Origin of the sequence: Rhizobium sp. BK212, from assembly GCF_014197475.1 — a bacterium.
Lineage (GTDB): Bacteria > Pseudomonadota > Alphaproteobacteria > Rhizobiales > Rhizobiaceae > Rhizobium > Rhizobium anhuiense.
Window position 1 is genome coordinate 899026 of record NZ_JACIFS010000002.1, and the last position, 16760, is coordinate 915785.

Below are 16760 nucleotides of genomic sequence, written 5' to 3' on the forward strand. Positions count from 1 at the left end.
GGAATGGGGAACGATCATGACCACAGTCATCAAAAACGGCACCATCGTCACCGCCGACCTGACCTACAAGGCTGACGTGAAAATCGACGGCGGCAAGATCGTCGAGATCGGGCCGAACCTCTCGGGCGACGAGACGCTGGATGCCTCCGGCTGTTATGTCATGCCGGGCGGCATCGATCCGCATACCCATCTCGAAATGCCGTTCATGGGCACCTATTCCTCCGACGATTTCGAGAGCGGCACGCGCGCGGCCCTTTCCGGCGGCACGACGATGGTGGTCGATTTTGCGCTCCCCGCCCCCGGCCAGTCCCTGCTCGAAGCGCTGACCATGTGGGACAACAAATCGACCCGGGCCAATTGCGATTATTCCTTCCACATGGCGGTTACCTGGTGGAGCGAGCAGGTCTTCAAGGAGATGGAGACCATCGTCCGCGACAAGGGCATCAACACCTTCAAGCACTTCATGGCCTATAAGGGCGCGCTGATGGTGGACGACGACGAGATGTTCGCGTCTTTCCAGCGCTGCGCCGAACTCGGCGCCCTGCCGCTGGTGCATGCCGAAAACGGCGACGTCGTCGCCTCGATGTCGGCAAAGCTGCTGGCCGAAGGCAATAACGGCCCCGAGGCGCATGCCTATTCGCGGCCCGCAGAAGTCGAGGGCGAAGCCACCAACCGCGCCATTATGATCGCCGATATGGCCGGCTGCCCGGTCTATATCGTCCACACCTCCTGCGAACAGGCGCACGAGGCGATCCGCCGCGCCCGCGCCAAAGGCATGCGTGTCTATGGCGAACCGCTGATCCAGCACCTGACGCTCGACGAGAGCGAATATTCCAACCCCGACTGGGATCACGCCGCCCGCCGAGTGATGTCGCCGCCCTTCCGCAGCAAACAGCATCAGGACTCGCTTTGGGCGGGCCTTGCCTCCGGCTCGTTGCAGGTGGTCGCCACCGACCATTGCGCCTTCACCACGGCGCAGAAGCGCTTCGGCGTCGGCGATTTCACCAAGATCCCGAACGGCACCGGCGGCCTCGAAGACCGCATGCCGATGCTCTGGACGCATGGCGTCAACACAGGCCGGCTGACGATGAACGAATTCGTCGCCGTCACCTCGACCAACATCGCCAAGATCCTCAACATCTATCCGAAGAAGGGCGCGATCCTGGTCGGCGCCGATGCCGATATCGTCGTCTGGGATCCGAAACGTTCCAAGACCATCTCGTCCAAGGCCCAGCAGTCGGCGATCGACTACAACGTCTTCGAGGGCAAGGAAGTGACCGGCCTGCCGCGCTACACGCTGACGCGCGGCATCGTCGCGATCGAGGAAAGCACCATCAAGACCCGCGAGGGCCACGGCGAATTCGTCCGGCGCGAGCCGGTGACGGCCGTCAGCAAGGCGCTGTCCACCTGGAAGGAGATCACCTCTCCGCGCAAGGTGGAGCGCAGCGGCATTCCGGCAACCGGCGTATGATGATGGTGCGTAACGATACGGCCATCAACCGGGGACCGACGCCTCCATGCCAATGACCTCACGCCGGCACCAAAGCGTCCAACTCCGGCAGCAGCACGACGCTCTCCTGCTCGTTCGGATCGGTGCGCGCGATGACCGCCGTGCACGGCGTGCTGCTGAGGTTTGCCGGCAGATGCGGCACGCCGGCCGGAATATAGAAAAGTTCGCCGGCATGGACGACGACGTGATGCTCCAGCCGGTCCCCGTACCAGGTATGCGCCTCGCCGGAGAGCATGTAGATCGCCGTTTCGTGCGCCTCATGCAGATGCGCCTTGGCGCGCACGCCGGGCGGGATCGTCAGGAGGTGCATGCAGATGCCCTTGGCGCCGACCGTCTCGGCCGCGACCCCTTCGAAATAACTGAGCCCCTGCTTGCCGTCATAGGCATGATTGGGGCGAACGATGTGGCAGGTGGGCTTTGATGTCACGTCCATCCTCATCCTCCATGAAGTGTATCGTCGATAAAACCGGCGGTAATGATAACACGCAAACCGCGTTCCCGCGGGGAAAACAAGACTGGTCGCATTGATGCAAGCACCCTCCGTCGTATCCGCCAAGGATCTCTGTCTCACCTACCAGGCGAATGACGGCCCGGTGCGTGCGCTGAGCGATGTCAATCTCGATGTCCGCAAGGGCGATTTCGTCTCCTTCATCGGCCCGTCGGGCTGCGGCAAGACGACCTTCCTGCGGGTCATCGCCGATCTGGAGAAGAGCACGTCGGGCGAGATCTCGATCAACGGCATGACGCCGGAGGAGGCGCGCAAGGCCCGCGCCTACGGCTATGTCTTCCAGGCGCCGGCGCTCTATCCCTGGCGCACCATCGAAAACAACATCGCCCTGCCGCTGGAAATCATGGGATATTCTGGCGCCGACCGGACGAGGCGCATCGCCGAAGCGCTCGATCTCGTCAGTCTTTCCGGCTTCGAGAAGAAATTCCCCTGGCAGCTTTCCGGCGGCATGCAGCAGCGCGCCTCGATCGCCCGCGCGCTCGCCTTCGACGCCGACCTGCTGCTGATGGACGAGCCCTTCGGCGCGCTGGACGAGATCGTCCGCGACCATCTGAACGAAGAGCTGCTGAAGCTCTGGACCCGCACCAACAAGACGATCTGCTTCGTCACCCATTCCATCCCCGAGGCGGTCTACCTCTCGACCAAGATCGTGGTGATGTCGCCGCGTCCGGGCCGCGTGACCGACGTGATCGACTCGACCCTGCCTGCCGAACGCCCGCTCGACATCCGCGACACCCCCGAATTCCTGGAAATCGCCCATCGCGTCCGCGAGGGGCTGAGAACGGGGCATAGCCATGAGGTTTAGCCGGTTGAGTTCGAGGGATGGTTGGGCGTCCGGGGCCAGCAAATGGGGGCAGTCGCTGTGAAACCCGACACCTTCAAAGACAAGATCGTCCCCGTCACCACCATTCTGTTGGCCCTCCTCGTCATCTGGTATGTCGCTGCGGTCCTGATGAACGCGCCGTTCCAGCGCGACATGGACGGCCGCGCCGGCGCCACCCCTACGACCATCGAATTCATCGGCAAGACGCTCGCCCAGCCGAAGCCGATCCTGCCGGCGCCGCATCAGGTGGCGCAGAACGTCTACGAGAACACCTTCCTGCGCAGCCTTTCGAGCAATCGCAGCCTCGTCTATCACAGCTGGGTGACGCTCTCCTCGACCCTGCTCGGCTTCGGTTTCGGCATGCTGCTCGGCATCCTTCTTGCCGTGCTGATCGTGCACAATCGCGCCATGGACCGCTCGCTGATGCCCTGGCTGGTGGCGAGCCAGACCATACCGATCCTTGCGATTGCACCGATGATCGTCATCATCTCCTACAATGTGCTGACCGGCGACAATGCAATTGCGCATCTGCTGAACCTCGATTCCGACGCTTCCCGCCTCGTTTCCAAGGCGCTGATCTCCACCTACCTCTCTTTCTTTCCGGTCGCCGTCGGCATGGTGAAGGGGCTGCGTTCGCCCGAAATCATGCATCTCGACCTGATGCGCACCTATTATGCCAGCCCGATGCAGACGTTCTGGAAGCTCCGCGTTCCCGCCTCGATCCCTTTCCTCTTCACCTCGATGAAGGTCGCGATCGCCGCCAGCCTGGTCGGCGCCATCGTCGGCGAGTTGCCGACGGGGGCTGTCGCCGGCATCGGCTCGAAGCTGCTCGCCGGCTCCTATTATAGCCAGACCATCGACATCTGGGCCGCCCTCGTCGCCGGATCGCTGCTGGCCGGTATCCTGGTCGCGATCGTCGGCCTTGCGGCGAAGATCGTCGACCGCACCATGGGCGGGAGGCCGGCATGAGACATCTGAGCTTTTCCTGGCAAGGCGTCGTTGCCCTCCTTCTCTGTCTCGCGGCGCTGACGGCCCTGCCGCTCCTGGCCGATGGCGCGCCGCGCCCCTTCACCGACGGCACGGCAAGCCTCACTTTCACCATCGTCATCGCGGCAGCCCTCCTGTCCTTCGCGCCGCAGCCGCCGGCCTATCGTGCCACCGTCTTGTTTATCGGCGCACATGGCGCCGCCTGGATGCTGCTTTCCGCTCTCTCCGGCAATGACGGCGCGGCCACACGGGCTTTCTTCCTGCTGCTCTTTGCCTGCTGGCTGCTTGCCTGGCGATGCGTCACCGAGCTGTCGAAATTGCAGCCCGTCACCACCTTCGGCAGATCGACACTCCAACTGCTGATCCCGGCGATCTTCGGCGCCTGGATACTCATCCTCTGGGAGGCGGTTACGCGCGGTGCCGGCGTCCCCTTCATCCTGCTGCCGCCGCCGAGCGCCATCGGCGCGCGCATCATGGCCTCGCTGCCGATCCTCGGCGACGATGTCAGGCAGACGATCTTCAAGGCGGTGCTGATCGGTTACATCGTCGGCTGCCTCAGCGGCTTCGCCGTCGCGGTGCTGGCCGATCGCATCGTCTTCCTGCGCCGCGGCCTGCTGCCGATCGGCAACATGGTGTCGGCTCTGCCGATCATTGGCGTTGCCCCCGTCATGGTCATGTGGTTCGGCTTCGACTGGCCGTCGAAGGCCGCCGTCGTCATCATCATGACCTTTTTCCCGATGCTGGTGAACACCGTCGCCGGCCTTGCCGCCTCCGGCAGCATGGAGCGCGACCTGATGCGCACCTATGCCTCGAGCGACTGGCAGACGCTGCTCAAGCTCAAGCTTCCGGCAGCAATGCCCTTTATTTTCAATGCACTGAAGATCAACTCGACGCTGGCGCTGATTGGTGCCATCGTTGCGGAATTCTTCGGAACGCCGATCGTCGGCATGGGCTTCCGCATCTCCACCGAGATCGGCCGCATGAATGTCGACATGGTCTGGGCGGAAATCGCCGTCGCGGCGCTGGCCGGCTCGATCTTCTATGGTGTCATCGCCCTGACCGAACGGGCGGTGACGTTCTGGCATCCGTCTATCCGTGGTGGCTAGACGCGCGCGGGCTTTGCAAACAGGTCCGGGCATAACTTCAGAGGGTAAGGATAAGAAAATGAGAAAGTTGATGGTTGCAATGATGGCAAGCGCGATGTCGCTTGCAGCAGCCCATGCGATGGCCGCCGACAAGGTGGTGCTGCAGTTGAAATGGGTCACGCAGAGCCAGTTCGGCGGTTATTACGTCGCCAAGGACAAGGGCTTTTACAAGGAAGAAGGCCTCGACGTCGACATCAAGCCGGGCGGCCCCGATATCGCCCCCGAGCAGGTGATCGCCGGCGGCGGCGCCGATGTCATCGTCGACTGGATGGGCGGCGCCCTGGTTGCCCGCGAAAAGGGCGTTCCGCTCGTCAACATCGCCCAGCCCTACCAGAAGTCCGGCCTGGAAATGGTCTGCCGCAAGGACGGCCCGGTCAAGACCGAAGCCGACTTCAAGGGCCACACGCTCGGCGTCTGGTTCTTCGGCAACGAATATCCCTTCTTTGCCTGGATGAACAAGCTCGGCCTGTCCACGGAAGGCGGCCCGAACGGCGTCACCGTGCTGAAGCAGAGCTTCGACGTACAGCCGCTCGTCCAGAAGCAGGCCGACTGCATTTCCGTCATGACCTATAACGAATACTGGCAGGCGATCGATGCCGGCTTCAAGCCGGAAGAACTGACGGTCTTCAACTATACCGAGATGGGCAACGACCTTCTCGAAGACGGCCTCTATGCGATGGAAGACAAGCTGAAGGACCCGGCCTTCAAGGAAAAGATGGTCAAGTTCGTCCGCGCTTCGTTGAAGGGCTGGAAATATGCGACCGAGAATCCCGATGAAGCCGCCGAGATCGTCATGGACAATGGCGGTCAGGACGAAAACCACCAGAAGCGCATGATGGGCGAAGTCGCCAAGCTGGTCGGCGACGGCTCCGGCAAGCTGGACGAAGCGCTCTATGCCCGCACGGCAAAGGCGTTGCTCGACCAGAAGATCATCAGCAAGGAGCCTGCGGGCGCCTGGACGCACGACATTACCGACGCCGCTGCCAAGTAGTTTCGGCAATATTGCGAAGCGAAACGCGCGGAAGATTTCCGCGCGTTTTGTTTTTTCGGCGCAAGACCGGAAAAAACACCTTGCAACTGTCGCATTTATCGGGCGTCAAACGTCATGGGGTAGAAGCGCGATCAATCTTCGTAATGTTGACATAACCTTGCGGTGATTGATTGACGTCGGAATGGTAATTATTATCGCCTCATGGGGAATTGTTTTCTGCCGGACTTGTAGATCGAGCAAATCGATACCACCTACAAGCCGAATTTGCCGGCGAGGGATGAAGACGGCAAAGGATCGGCGGATACCTCTGAGAATGCAGGAAGGGCAGTGGCCTGATCGCGCGCTGAGTGGCAGACGCGCGAGTTCGGCCAACCTTATCATAAGATTGGACGAAGACGCATGGCACGTAAGCCGATTGGAATTCTAGGCGCCTCCACCCTTTTCGCAGCAGCTCTGGCTGCATCAACCGCATTTTCGCAGGAAACGCCGGTCGCAAAACCGCAGCAGAACCTGCCGGCAATCGTCGTCACCAAGGCTGTCAATCGCACTCTCGTCGACCGTGTCATCGGCACGGGAACGATCAAGCCCGTCGAGGAAGTCTATATCCAGCCGCAGGTCGAAGGTCTGTCGATCCGCACGCTGAAAGCCGATGTCGGCGACAAGGTTCAGGCGGAAAGCACGCTGGCGACGCTCAATGACGACGCGCTGGTGCTGGAAAAGAGCCAGATGATGGCGACGAAAGCCAAGGGTCAGGCAAGTCTCGCCCAGCTGCGCGCCCAGCTCATCGAGGCACAGGCCAATGCCGAACAGGCAAGGCAGCAGCAGGCCCGCGCCCAGGAAATGGTCAAGAAGGGCACGGTCTCCACCGCCCAGGTTGAACAGGCCGATGCGACTGCCGCTGCCGCCAATGCCCGCGTCGTCTCCGCCGAACAGGCGATCGAGGTCGCCGAAGCCGATCTCAAGGTCTTCGACAGCCAGATCGCCGATGCCGATCTGAAGCTGGCACGCACCGACGTGAAGACGCCGGTCGCCGGCACGGTCTCGGCGAAAAACGCCAAGGTCGGAGCGATAGCCGCCGGCAACGGCGACCCGCTGTTCACCATCATCCGCGACGGTGATGTCGAGCTTGTCGCCGAGGTCGCCGAAAGCGATATCGTCAGGGTCGTGGCCGGCCAGAAGGCGGCAATTTCGCTTTCCGGCAGCCGCGAGAAGCTTTCCGGCGCCGTCCGCCTGGTGTCGCCGACCGTCGATCCGGTCACCCGCCTCGGCCTCGTCCATATCTCCATCGACGATGACAGCAAGGCGCGTTCCGGCATGTATGGCAGCGCCGAGATCATCGTCCGCGAGACCGAGGGCGTATCGCTTCCCCTGACCGCCGTGCTGACCGGCAATGAAGGCTCCTCCGCCCGCAAGGTCGAGGATGGCGTGGTGAAATTCGCCAAGATCGAGACCGGCATCCAGGACGGTGCCTATGTCGAGATCGTCGATGGATTGAAGACCGGCGACGAGGTCGTGGCCAAGGCGGGCGCTTATGTCCGTGACGGCGACCACATCACTCCGGTGCGTGAACAGCCCCCGGCTTCCAACTAAAGAGACCATCCGATGAATTTTTCAGCCTGGTCCATTCGAAATCCCATCGCGCCGCTTCTGGCCTTCTGCCTGCTGGTGTTCATCGGCATGCAGTCCTTCAATTCGCTGCCGATCACGCGCTTCCCGAACATCGACGTGCCGCTCGTTTCGATCAGCGTGACGCAGAGCGGCGCCTCACCGGCCGAACTCGAAATGCAGGTGACGAAGGAGATCGAAGACGCGATCGCCTCGATCACCGGCATCGACGAAATCCAGTCGACGGTGACGGACGGCAGCTCGCAGACCAATGTGATGTTCCGGATGGAAGTGCCGACGGAACAGGCCGTACAGGACGTCAAGGACGCGATCGACCGAATCCGCAGCGACCTGCCGGCGACGGCCGAAGCGCCGATCGTCACCAAGGTCGATGTCGAGGGCCAGGCGATCCAGACCTTCGCCGTTTCCTCGCCCGATATGTCGCTGGAAGAACTCTCCTGGTTCGTCGACGATACCGTCAAGCGTGCGCTGCAGGGCCAGGCCGGTATCGGCCGCGTCGATCGCTATGGCGGCGCGGAGCGCGAAGTGCGCATTGAACTCACCCCCGGCAAGCTCGATGCCTATGGCATCACCGCTGCAAGCGTGAACCAGCAGCTGCGTGGCACCAACATCGACCTCGGCTCCGGCCGCGGCCAGGTGGCCGGCAGCGAACAGGCGATCCGTGTTCTGGGCGATGCCCGCAACGTCGCCGAGCTCGCCGACACGACGATCGCGCTGCCGAACGGCCGCTTTGTCAAACTGTCCGATCTCGGTGTCATCAAGGACACCTATGAAGAGCCGAAATCCTTCTCGCGCTTCAACGCCACGCCGGTTGTCACCTTCGGCGTCTTCCGCTCGAAGGGCGCCAGCGAAGTCAGCGTCGCCGAGACCGTAGCGCAAAGCCTCGACAAGGTGCGGACCGAAAACCCGAACGTGAAGATCGAACTGATCGACGATTCGGTGTATTTCACCTATGGCAATTACGAAGCCGCCATCCATACGCTGCTCGAAGGCGCGCTGCTTGCCGTCATCGTCGTCTTCCTGTTCCTGAGGAACTGGCGCGCGACGCTGATTTCGGCAATCGCCCTTCCGCTGTCTGCGATCCCGACCTTCTGGATCATGGACATGATGGGCTTCTCGCTGAACCTCGTCAGCTTCCTTGCTTTGACGCTCGCGACCGGTATTCTCGTCGACGATGCGATCGTCGAAATCGAAAACATCGCCCGCCACATCAAGATGGGCAAGACGCCCTATCGGGCGGCGATCGAGGCGGCTGATGAAATCGGCCTTGCCGTCATCGCCACCACCTTCACGATCATCGCCGTCTTCGTGCCGGTTTCCTTCATGCCGGGCATTCCGGGCCAGTACTTCATCCAGTTCGGCCTGACGGTCGCCTTCTCCGTCTTCTTCTCGCTGATGGTCGCGCGCCTCATCACCCCAATGATGGCCGCCTATCTCATGCGCGCCGAAGACGGCATGGAAGACCATCACGACAATGACGGCCTGCTGATGCGTGGATACACCCGTCTCATACGCGGCACGACCGGGCGCTGGTATACGCGTTACGCGACGCTGATTGTCGCCTTCGCTTTCCTGGTCGGCTCCGTTTTGCTGCTGATGCAGGTTCCCGGCAGCTTTTTGCCGCCGGAAGATGCCTCGCGCATCGTTCTCTCCGTCGAACTGCCGCCCAATGCACGGCTTGACGATACCGAGAAGACGACGGATGCGATCTACGATCGGGTCAAGGACATCAACGGCGTCGAAAGCGTCTTCGTCCTCGGCGGCGCATCGCCGAAGGGGGATCTCGAACTGCGCCGCGCCACCATCACGCTGGCGCTTCACAAGCTCGACCAATCGCTGATCAAGAAGATGGTCAATGACGGGCTCGGCCATATCCCGGTCATCGGGCCGATGCTGCCGAAGGTGGAAGTCCACGGCCGCGAACGTCCGCAATGGGATATCGAAAAGGAAGTCTTCGCCAAGTTGCGCGACATTCCCGACGTTCATATCCTCAAGCTCAACGACCGCGGCGAACGCGACCTCTCCTTCAACTTCCTCTCCAAGAACGAGAAGGACCTGAACGACGCCGTCGGCATTCTGGAATCCAAGCTTCGCGCTGATCCGCTGCTGGCCAATGTCAGCGCCGACGGCGCCCTGCCCCGCCCGGAACTGCAGGTTTACCCGCGCAAGGACGAGGCCGCCCGCCTCGGCATCACGCCGCAGCAGATCTCCGAGACCATCCGCGTCGCCACCATCGGCGATGTCGATGCGGCCCTTGCCAAGATCTCGCTCGACGATCGCCAGATCCCGATCCGTGTCCAGGCGGCACTCGACATGCGTCGCGACCTTGCGGCGCTGCGGGCACTGAAGATCCAGACCGCCAGCGGCGGCACCGTTCCGCTCGCGAGCGTCGCCAATATCGACTATTCGGAGGGCGTAAGCTCGATCAAGCGCAACAACCGTTACCGCGTCGTCTCGATCGGTTCCGACCTGCCGCAGGGCGTGGCGCTCGACACGGCTTCGGCCCGGTTCCGTGAAATCGTCAAGGAGGCCAATATTCCGGCCACGGTGCACCTTGCCGAAAGCGGCGACACCAAAGTCCAGTCCGAGATGCAGCAGAGCTTCGTCAACGCCATGTTGATGGGCCTCCTGCTGGTGCTGACGGTGCTGATCCTGCTCTTCAAGGACGTGATCCAGCCCTTCACCATCCTGTTCTCACTGCCGCTCGCCATTGGCGGCGTCGCAGCCGGCCTGATCCTCACCAGCAATCCGCTGTCCATGCCCGTCATGATCGGTATCCTGATGCTGATGGGTGTCGTCACCAAGAACGCCATCCTGCTCGTGGATTTCGCCATCGAGATGCGCCACCAGGGCATAGCCCGGGTCGAAGCCATGGTCGAAGCCGGCCGCAAGCGCGCCCGGCCGATCATCATGACCTCGATCGCCATGTCGGCAGGCATGCTGCCTTCCGCGCTCGGTGTCGGCGAAGGCGGCTCCTTCCGGGCGCCGATGGCGATCGCGGTGATCGGCGGCATCATCGTCTCCACGGTGCTCTCGCTCGTCGTCGTGCCCTCCTTCTTCCTGATCATGGACGATCTGTCCCGCCTGCTCGGCTGGGCTTTCGGCCGCCTGGTGGGCCGGAAGGACAATGAGGACCTGCCGCTGTCGCGCGAGGATCTCACCCGCGTCACCCGCGAGAACCGCAGCGAGATCGACTCGCTGGAGGAGCGCCTGACCGCGATCGAAAAGCCGGAAAGCAAGCGCAAGACCGCCAACGGCAACGACACCAACGTGCTCCGCCTGCCGCCCTTCGCGGCGGAATAGGCAAAAAACCCACAAAATGAACGGGCCGGGAGTAAACTCCCGGCCCGTTCATTTTTGCCATTCCTTTTTCGCCGTTCTGACCGTCAGAGCCCGCCCTGCTCCCTGAGGAAGCTGACGATCGAGCTGACGCCGTCGCCGCGCTTCATGTCGGAGAAGACGAAGGGACGGCTCGCACGCATCCGCGTCGCATCCCGGTCCATCACCTCGAGATCGGCGCCGACATAGGGCGCCAGGTCCTTCTTGTTGATGACAAGCAGGTCCGAGCGGGTGATGCCAGGCCCGCCCTTGCGCGGGATTTCCTCACCCTGGCAGACGGAGATGACATAGATGGTGATATCGGCAAGATCGGGCGAAAAGGTCGCCGCCAGATTGTCGCCGCCGGATTCGATGAAGACGACGTCGAGATCGGGGATCCGCTGGTTGAGGCCGGCGATCGCCTGCAAATTGATCGTCGCATCCTCGCGAATAGCGGTATGTGGGCAGCCGCCGGTCTCGACGCCGACGATGCGGTCGGAAGGCAGTGCCTGCATGCGCACCAGCGCTTCGGCATCCTCGGTCGTATAGATGTCGTTGGTGACGACGGCGACGGAATAGTCGTCGCGCATCGCTTTGCAGAGCTTTTCGGTCAGCGCCGTCTTGCCCGAACCGACCGGCCCGCCGATGCCGACACGCAAAGGTCCGTTTCTTGATTTCATGTGCCTTACTCCAATCCAAGCTGATGATATCGAAGCCGCCCGCCCGCGCCACCGTCAAATGACTTAGAGCGCTTGTTTTTCTTCGAATCACGGAAGCGCTCTATCTCGTTGTTTTCACGCAATTCCGGGCGCAAAACCGCTGCGCACCTTTGCTGGAATTGCTCTAGCCACAGCGATAATTTCGCACCGTCACGAGCGGAAAAGCCGCGTCGTCTGCGTCTCGTGGCGCAGGCTGGCAATATCGGCCTGCACGGTAGCCGAGCCCAGATCGTCGAGCGTCGAGGCTGCCGCCCGTCGGGCGACCTCCGCGATACATTCTTCAAGACTGGCAAGGATGGCAACGCCATTCCTCTGTCCGGCAACGCCGAGACGGATGCCTGCCGATATCGCCTGCGATGCATAGGCATGCAGGAAGATGGCAAGCGCCTTCTCGGGCTTTATGTCGTGGGCGCCTGTCACCGCCCCGACCGCAATGGGATAAGCGACCTTGTCAGGCAATTGCTCGAACACCTCGTCCGGCCAGGCCCGCGCCGCCGCAAGAAAAGCCTCGCCGAGCAACATCGTTTCCTGATGGCGCTCGCGCGACCCGGCAAGCGCTTCGGCGAGTGCGGCGATCTCGGCAAGGCGCAGGGGCTCTGCCTGGTACCTGTGACTTTCGGCCAGAAGCACAGCATCGTTCCAGACCGACCCATGGCCGATCAGCGTGCCGATCCAGGCCGCAAGCGAGCTCGAATCTGTAACCAGCCCGTCGGACACTGCCCGCTCCAGCCCTCCCGAATAGGCAAAGCTGCCGATCGGAAAGGCCGGCGAGAGCCATGCCGTCAGGCGCAGCAATGCCTGGAGCTCGCGATCACTCGTCATCAAGGCTCAGTCGTGCTTGTGGTCGTGATGTCCATGGTCATGATCCCGTCCGTGGTCATGACTATGGTCATGATCATGACCGCGATCGTGGCGGTGCTCATGCTCATGCTCGTAGCCATGTTCGTGATCATGGTCATGGCCGTGATTATGAGCAAGATCGTGATCATGCCCATGCGAATGCCCGCCATGAGAATGGTAGGCGCCGCGCGCCGGCTGGAACGGCTCGTCGATTTCGAGAACGACGGCGCCGAGGCCCTGCAGCATGGTGCGGATGACATGATCGCGCAGGATGACAATGCGGTCTTCCTCGATCTGCGCAGCAAGATGCCGGTTGCCGAGATGCCAGGCGAGTTCCACCAGATGCGTGCGGTCGCGTCCGCGAACCTCGAAGAGCTTCTCGTCGGCAGCGAGGATCTCGATCAACTCGCCGTCGTCACGCACCAACAGATCGCCATTGGCGAAAAGCACCGCATCCTTGAGATCGAGCATGACCATCTCGCCATTTTCCAGATGCAGCAGCTTGCGGCGCAAATGGCGCAAGTCATGCGGCAGCTTGACCTGGGCGGTCGGATGGGAGGAAGGGGTTCCGGCAGGAAGATAGGAAGTAACGCGCTGCATGGTATGTCCGTTTTCTGAGAGGACGACCATGCAAAATAGCTCTTCCCGATGCAAGCACCAATGGTTTTTCACTCGGGTCCATCTTTATATTCCGTAAGCCTGCATCACGTTGTCGCTCTCCAGCCCCCTGCCTTCGACATCGACGCCGTTCTCCGCAAGCCCGTGCCAGGCATGATGCAAACCCTCCCGCTCGTGCACGACGCGATTGCGCCCAAGCGCCTTGGCCAGATAGAGCGCCCGGTCGGCAGAAGCGTAGACCTGCTGCTTGTTGCGCTCGGCGACGAGATCGGCCACACCGCCGGAAACGGTAATGCGGATATCGTGCCCGTCCGCCTTGATGGCGCCGCTTGCGATCCGGGCTCGGACACCTTCGATGCGCTCCATCCGTGCCTCCAGCGGCTCGCCGGAGACGATGACGCCGAACTCCTCCCCACCCAGCCGTGCGACAATGGAAATTTCATCGAAGGTAGATGTGAGCATGCCTGATACTGCGGTAATGACGGCATCGCCGCAAGCATGGCCGAAGCGATCGTTGATCGCCTTGAAGCGGTCGACATCGAAAATCACAAGCGAAGCGTTGCCCTCGGTTTTTTCCAGTGCCTCGGTAAAGGCGCGCCGGTTCAGCAGGCCGGAGAGCGTGTCCGTCCGGCTGAGCTTTTCGAACTCCGCCCGCGACAGCGTCAGCTCATGCAGGGCAAAACCGGCAGCCAGCGACAGCATGCCGGAAACCGTCCCGCCGACGAGCCAGGAAAAAATGGCGCCGAAGCTGATCGCATGCGAGAGTGTCACCGGCAACAGGCCGAAAAAGCCAAGCGGCGGTATCGTCAGCACCATGATGACGCCGGAGAGAACAACGGCAAGAAAGCTCATCTTCAGCGCGAAGACATAGACGTTTCTGCGATGTTGAAAATTGCCAAAATCGGCCTGCAGCGACATCCAGTTTCTCATGAGAATCGACCTTCCTGCCCGGCGTTTCAAGGCATTGATAAGAGCCCAATTGCTGCGGGTGTCTTAATCGACTCGTTAAAATTCGAACGGTTTCAGACGATTCGGTGGACAGAATTTTTCTAGCAGGGGATGCAGCTTTCCAATCCCTGAATCGAACAGCTCAGGGAGACACTTAACTAATTGACATAAAAGCGATTTTCTACGCTGGTCAGTGCCGTTGTTCCAGAATGGTTTAGCTGGGGAAGACATCGGTTTTCCCCGCGATTTTTACAACCATATGGAGAGTGCGGTTCACAATTCACTTTAGGAGTGGGCGGGCTCGGCGGTTGCTTCAATTGTAGACAGAAACAGATAATCGCAATGCTTGTGGAAGCGGGTTCCATAAGCCGGTTCGAAGCCCGGCCGAGCGCAGGGCAGCGGCAGTCCAGGTGTTGCAGCCGAAGAGGGCGTTGAAGTATCCCTTGGCCTCGAAGAACCGGTCGATCTCGCCGTATCCTGCATCCGGGATCGGCACCACCGTGCCTGCGTCGCGGACGAAGCTCTCCGAAATAAAATCGCGCAGCCGCGCCAATTGATCGTCACTGACATCGAATGCCGTAACGGTGGGCTGCGGCTCGGTGATATGACCGGCAAGGTCCACATGCAGCGCCGAACGGTCGATCGTCAGCGCGCGCAGCACCGGCACCGGCTTCAACTCCGCCCATGTCGGCGTTTCCAGATAGAAGGCACGGCCGCCCCAGCCGATAATGAGCCATTCGGCATTCGGATGGCCAAGCGGAAAACCGGTATCGCCGAGGAAGGAGAAAGCCGCCCGCGTTTCCGCGTCGAGCGGAATGGCAATATCGGTATGGATAGGACCCGACAGCAGGAGAACCCGATGCGTCATCTCCGCAGACGCCTTGGCCGGCGCAATCAGCGGCCTGGGAATGAAGGTTCCGCAGGCCGCCACAAGCATAAGCAGGAAGACGATCCGCAACAGCCAGCGGATGCCTGTTCTCATCAGGGCCGTCCGTCGCACATCGGACGTGGACCTAAAACAGGAAGTAGCGCTGCGCCATCGGCAGCACCGTCGCCGGCTCGCATGTCAGCAATTCGCCGTTCGCCCTCACTTCGTAGGTCTCCGGATCGACCTCGATTTCGGGTGTCAGGTCGTTGTGGATCATCGATGCCTTGGAGATGCCGCCGCGCGTATTCTTCACCGCAACCAGTTGCTTGGCGACGCCGAGCCGGCCCTTCAGGCCGGCGTCGAGCGAGGCCTGGCTGACGAAGGTGACGGAGGAATTGGTGAGGCTCCTGCCGTAGGAAGCAAACATCGGCCGGTAGTGGACCGGCTGCGGCGTCGGGATCGAGGCGTTCGGATCGCCCATCGGCGCGGCCGCGATCGAGCCGCCGAGCAGCACCATGTCGGGCTTCACCCCGAAAAAGGCCGGGTTCCAGAGCACGAGGTCGGCGCGTTTGCCGATCTCGACCGAGCCGATCTCATGGCTGAGACCATGGGCGATCGCCGGATTGATCGTATATTTGGCGATATAACGGCGAACGCGGAAATTGTCGTTGTCACCCTTTTCTTCCTTCAGCCGGCCGCGCTGACGCTTCATCTTGTCGGCCGTCTGCCAGGTGCGGATCGCCACTTCGCCGACGCGGCCCATGGCCTGGCTGTCGGACGAGATGATCGAGAAGGCGCCGATATCATGCAGGATATCTTCCGCCGCGATCGTCTCCTTGCGGATCCGGCTTTCGGCAAAGGCGATATCCTCGGGGATCGACGGCGACAGGTGATGGCAGACCATCAGCATGTCGAGATGCTCGGCGATGGTGTTGACCGTATAGGGCCGCGTCGGATTGGTGGACGAGGGAATGACGTTCGGCTGGCCGCAGATCTTGATAATGTCGGGCGCGTGCCCGCCGCCCGCCCCTTCCGTGTGGAAGGCATGGATGGTGCGGCCCTTGATCGCGCCGATCGTATCCTCGACGAAGCCGCTTTCGTTCAGCGTGTCGGTGTGGATCATCACCTGCACGTCATATTCGTCGGCAACCGACAGGCAGCAGTCGATGGCGCCTGGCGTCGTGCCCCAATCCTCATGCAGCTTCAGCGAGGTGGCGCCGGCCAGCACCATTTCGGTGAGCGCCCCCGGCAGCGAGGCATTGCCCTTGCCGGCGAAAGCGAGGTTCATCGGGAAGGCGTCGGCCGCTTCGATCATCCGCGCCAGATGCCAGGGACCGGGCGTGCAGGTGGTGGCAAGCGTGCCATGCGCCGGCCCCGTGCCGCCGCCGAGCATGCAGGTCATGCCGCTCATCAGCGCTTCTTCGATCTGCTGCGGCGCGATGAAGTGGATATGGCTGTCCATGCCGCCGGCGGTGATAATCTTGCCTTCGGCGGCGATCGCCTCCGTGCCCGGGCCGACGATGATATTGACGCCAGGCTGCATGTCGGGATTGCCCGCCTTGCCAATCGCGACGATGCGCCCGTCCTTCAGCCCGATATCGGCCTTGTAGATGCCGGAATGATCAACGATCACCGCATTGGTGATGACCGTATCGACCGCACCATCGGCCCGCGTCACCTGGCTCTGGCCCATGCCGTCACGGATCACCTTGCCGCCGCCGAACTTCACCTCCTCGCCATAGGTGGTGAAATCCTTCTCGATCTCGATGAAAAGCTCCGTATCGGCAAGGCGCACCTTGTCTCCGGTGGTCGGTCCGAACATGCCGGCATAGGCGGCGCGCGAGATCTTGTAGGGCATC

14 protein-coding genes are annotated in these 16760 nt (G+C 61.8%); 7 read left to right on the forward strand and 7 right to left on the reverse strand.

The window, feature by feature from the left end; translation table 11 throughout:
- The first annotated feature begins 16 nt into the window (after positions 1-16).
- Positions 17-1471: a dihydropyrimidinase gene (hydA, locus tag FHT79_RS09385; protein WP_025570390.1), complete on the forward strand. Its 1455-nt coding sequence runs from the start codon at positions 17-19 to the stop codon at positions 1469-1471.
- Positions 1472-1529: 58 nt separating this feature from the next.
- Here hydA and FHT79_RS09390 read toward each other — a convergent pair whose 3' ends face one another.
- Complete coding sequence (locus FHT79_RS09390; protein ID WP_025570392.1) at positions 1530-1943, reverse strand: cupin domain-containing protein; 414 nt, start codon at positions 1941-1943, stop codon at positions 1530-1532.
- Positions 1944-2037: 94 nt separating this feature from the next.
- On the opposite strand from FHT79_RS09390, the gene FHT79_RS09395 reads away from it, so the two are divergent.
- From FHT79_RS09395 to FHT79_RS09420, 6 genes are all read left to right on the forward strand, one after another.
- Entirely contained in the window at positions 2038-2823 is a 786-nt protein-coding gene (locus FHT79_RS09395; protein ID WP_025570393.1) for an ABC transporter ATP-binding protein, read from the forward strand.
- A 57-nt stretch (positions 2824-2880) separates the two neighbouring features.
- On the forward strand, positions 2881-3810 hold the full coding sequence (locus FHT79_RS09400; RefSeq protein WP_025570395.1) for an ABC transporter permease: 930 nt from the start codon (positions 2881-2883) through the stop codon (positions 3808-3810).
- Positions 3807-4934, forward strand: a complete 1128-nt coding sequence (locus tag FHT79_RS09405; RefSeq protein ID WP_025570397.1) for an ABC transporter permease — start codon at positions 3807-3809, stop codon at positions 4932-4934. The genes FHT79_RS09400 and FHT79_RS09405 overlap by 4 nt, the downstream gene beginning before the upstream one ends.
- Before the next feature lie 58 nt (positions 4935-4992).
- On the forward strand, positions 4993-5964 hold the full coding sequence (locus FHT79_RS09410; RefSeq protein ID WP_047618698.1) for an ABC transporter substrate-binding protein: 972 nt from the start codon (positions 4993-4995) through the stop codon (positions 5962-5964).
- Positions 5965-6363: 399 nt separating this feature from the next.
- The gene (locus FHT79_RS09415) at positions 6364-7554 is read left to right on the forward strand and encodes an efflux RND transporter periplasmic adaptor subunit (protein ID WP_047618696.1); all 1191 of its coding nucleotides are present in this window, start codon (positions 6364-6366) and stop codon (positions 7552-7554) included.
- Positions 7555-7566: 12 nt separating this feature from the next.
- A complete protein-coding gene (locus FHT79_RS09420) occupies positions 7567-10893 on the forward strand; it encodes an efflux RND transporter permease subunit (RefSeq protein WP_183903291.1) in 3327 nt (1108 codons plus the stop codon).
- An 83-nt stretch (positions 10894-10976) separates the two neighbouring features.
- Here FHT79_RS09420 and ureG read toward each other — a convergent pair whose 3' ends face one another.
- The 6 genes from ureG to ureC all read right to left on the reverse strand — a co-directional run bounded on the left by ureG (position 10977) and on the right by ureC (position 16759).
- On the reverse strand, positions 10977-11588 hold the full coding sequence (ureG, locus tag FHT79_RS09425; RefSeq protein WP_003590582.1) for an urease accessory protein UreG: 612 nt from the start codon (positions 11586-11588) through the stop codon (positions 10977-10979).
- Between the two features lie 189 nt (positions 11589-11777).
- On the reverse strand, positions 11778-12449 hold the full coding sequence (locus tag FHT79_RS09430; protein ID WP_025570377.1) for an urease accessory protein UreF: 672 nt from the start codon (positions 12447-12449) through the stop codon (positions 11778-11780).
- Between the two features lie 6 nt (positions 12450-12455).
- Positions 12456-13067 carry an urease accessory protein UreE gene (locus FHT79_RS09435; RefSeq protein ID WP_082008852.1) on the reverse strand — a complete coding sequence of 204 codons (612 nt, stop codon included), beginning with the start codon at positions 13065-13067 and terminating at the stop codon, positions 12456-12458.
- An 84-nt stretch (positions 13068-13151) separates the two neighbouring features.
- Positions 13152-14015, reverse strand: coding sequence for a GGDEF domain-containing protein (locus tag FHT79_RS09440; RefSeq protein WP_025570373.1), 864 nt, complete (start codon positions 14013-14015; stop codon positions 13152-13154).
- A 331-nt stretch (positions 14016-14346) separates the two neighbouring features.
- On the reverse strand, positions 14347-15015 hold the full coding sequence (locus FHT79_RS09445) for a TIGR02117 family protein (RefSeq protein ID WP_025570371.1): 669 nt from the start codon (positions 15013-15015) through the stop codon (positions 14347-14349).
- 31 nt (positions 15016-15046) lie between these two features.
- A complete protein-coding gene (ureC, locus tag FHT79_RS09450; RefSeq protein WP_047618681.1) occupies positions 15047-16759 on the reverse strand; it encodes an urease subunit alpha in 1713 nt (570 codons plus the stop codon).
- Position 16760: the final 1 nt, after the last annotated feature.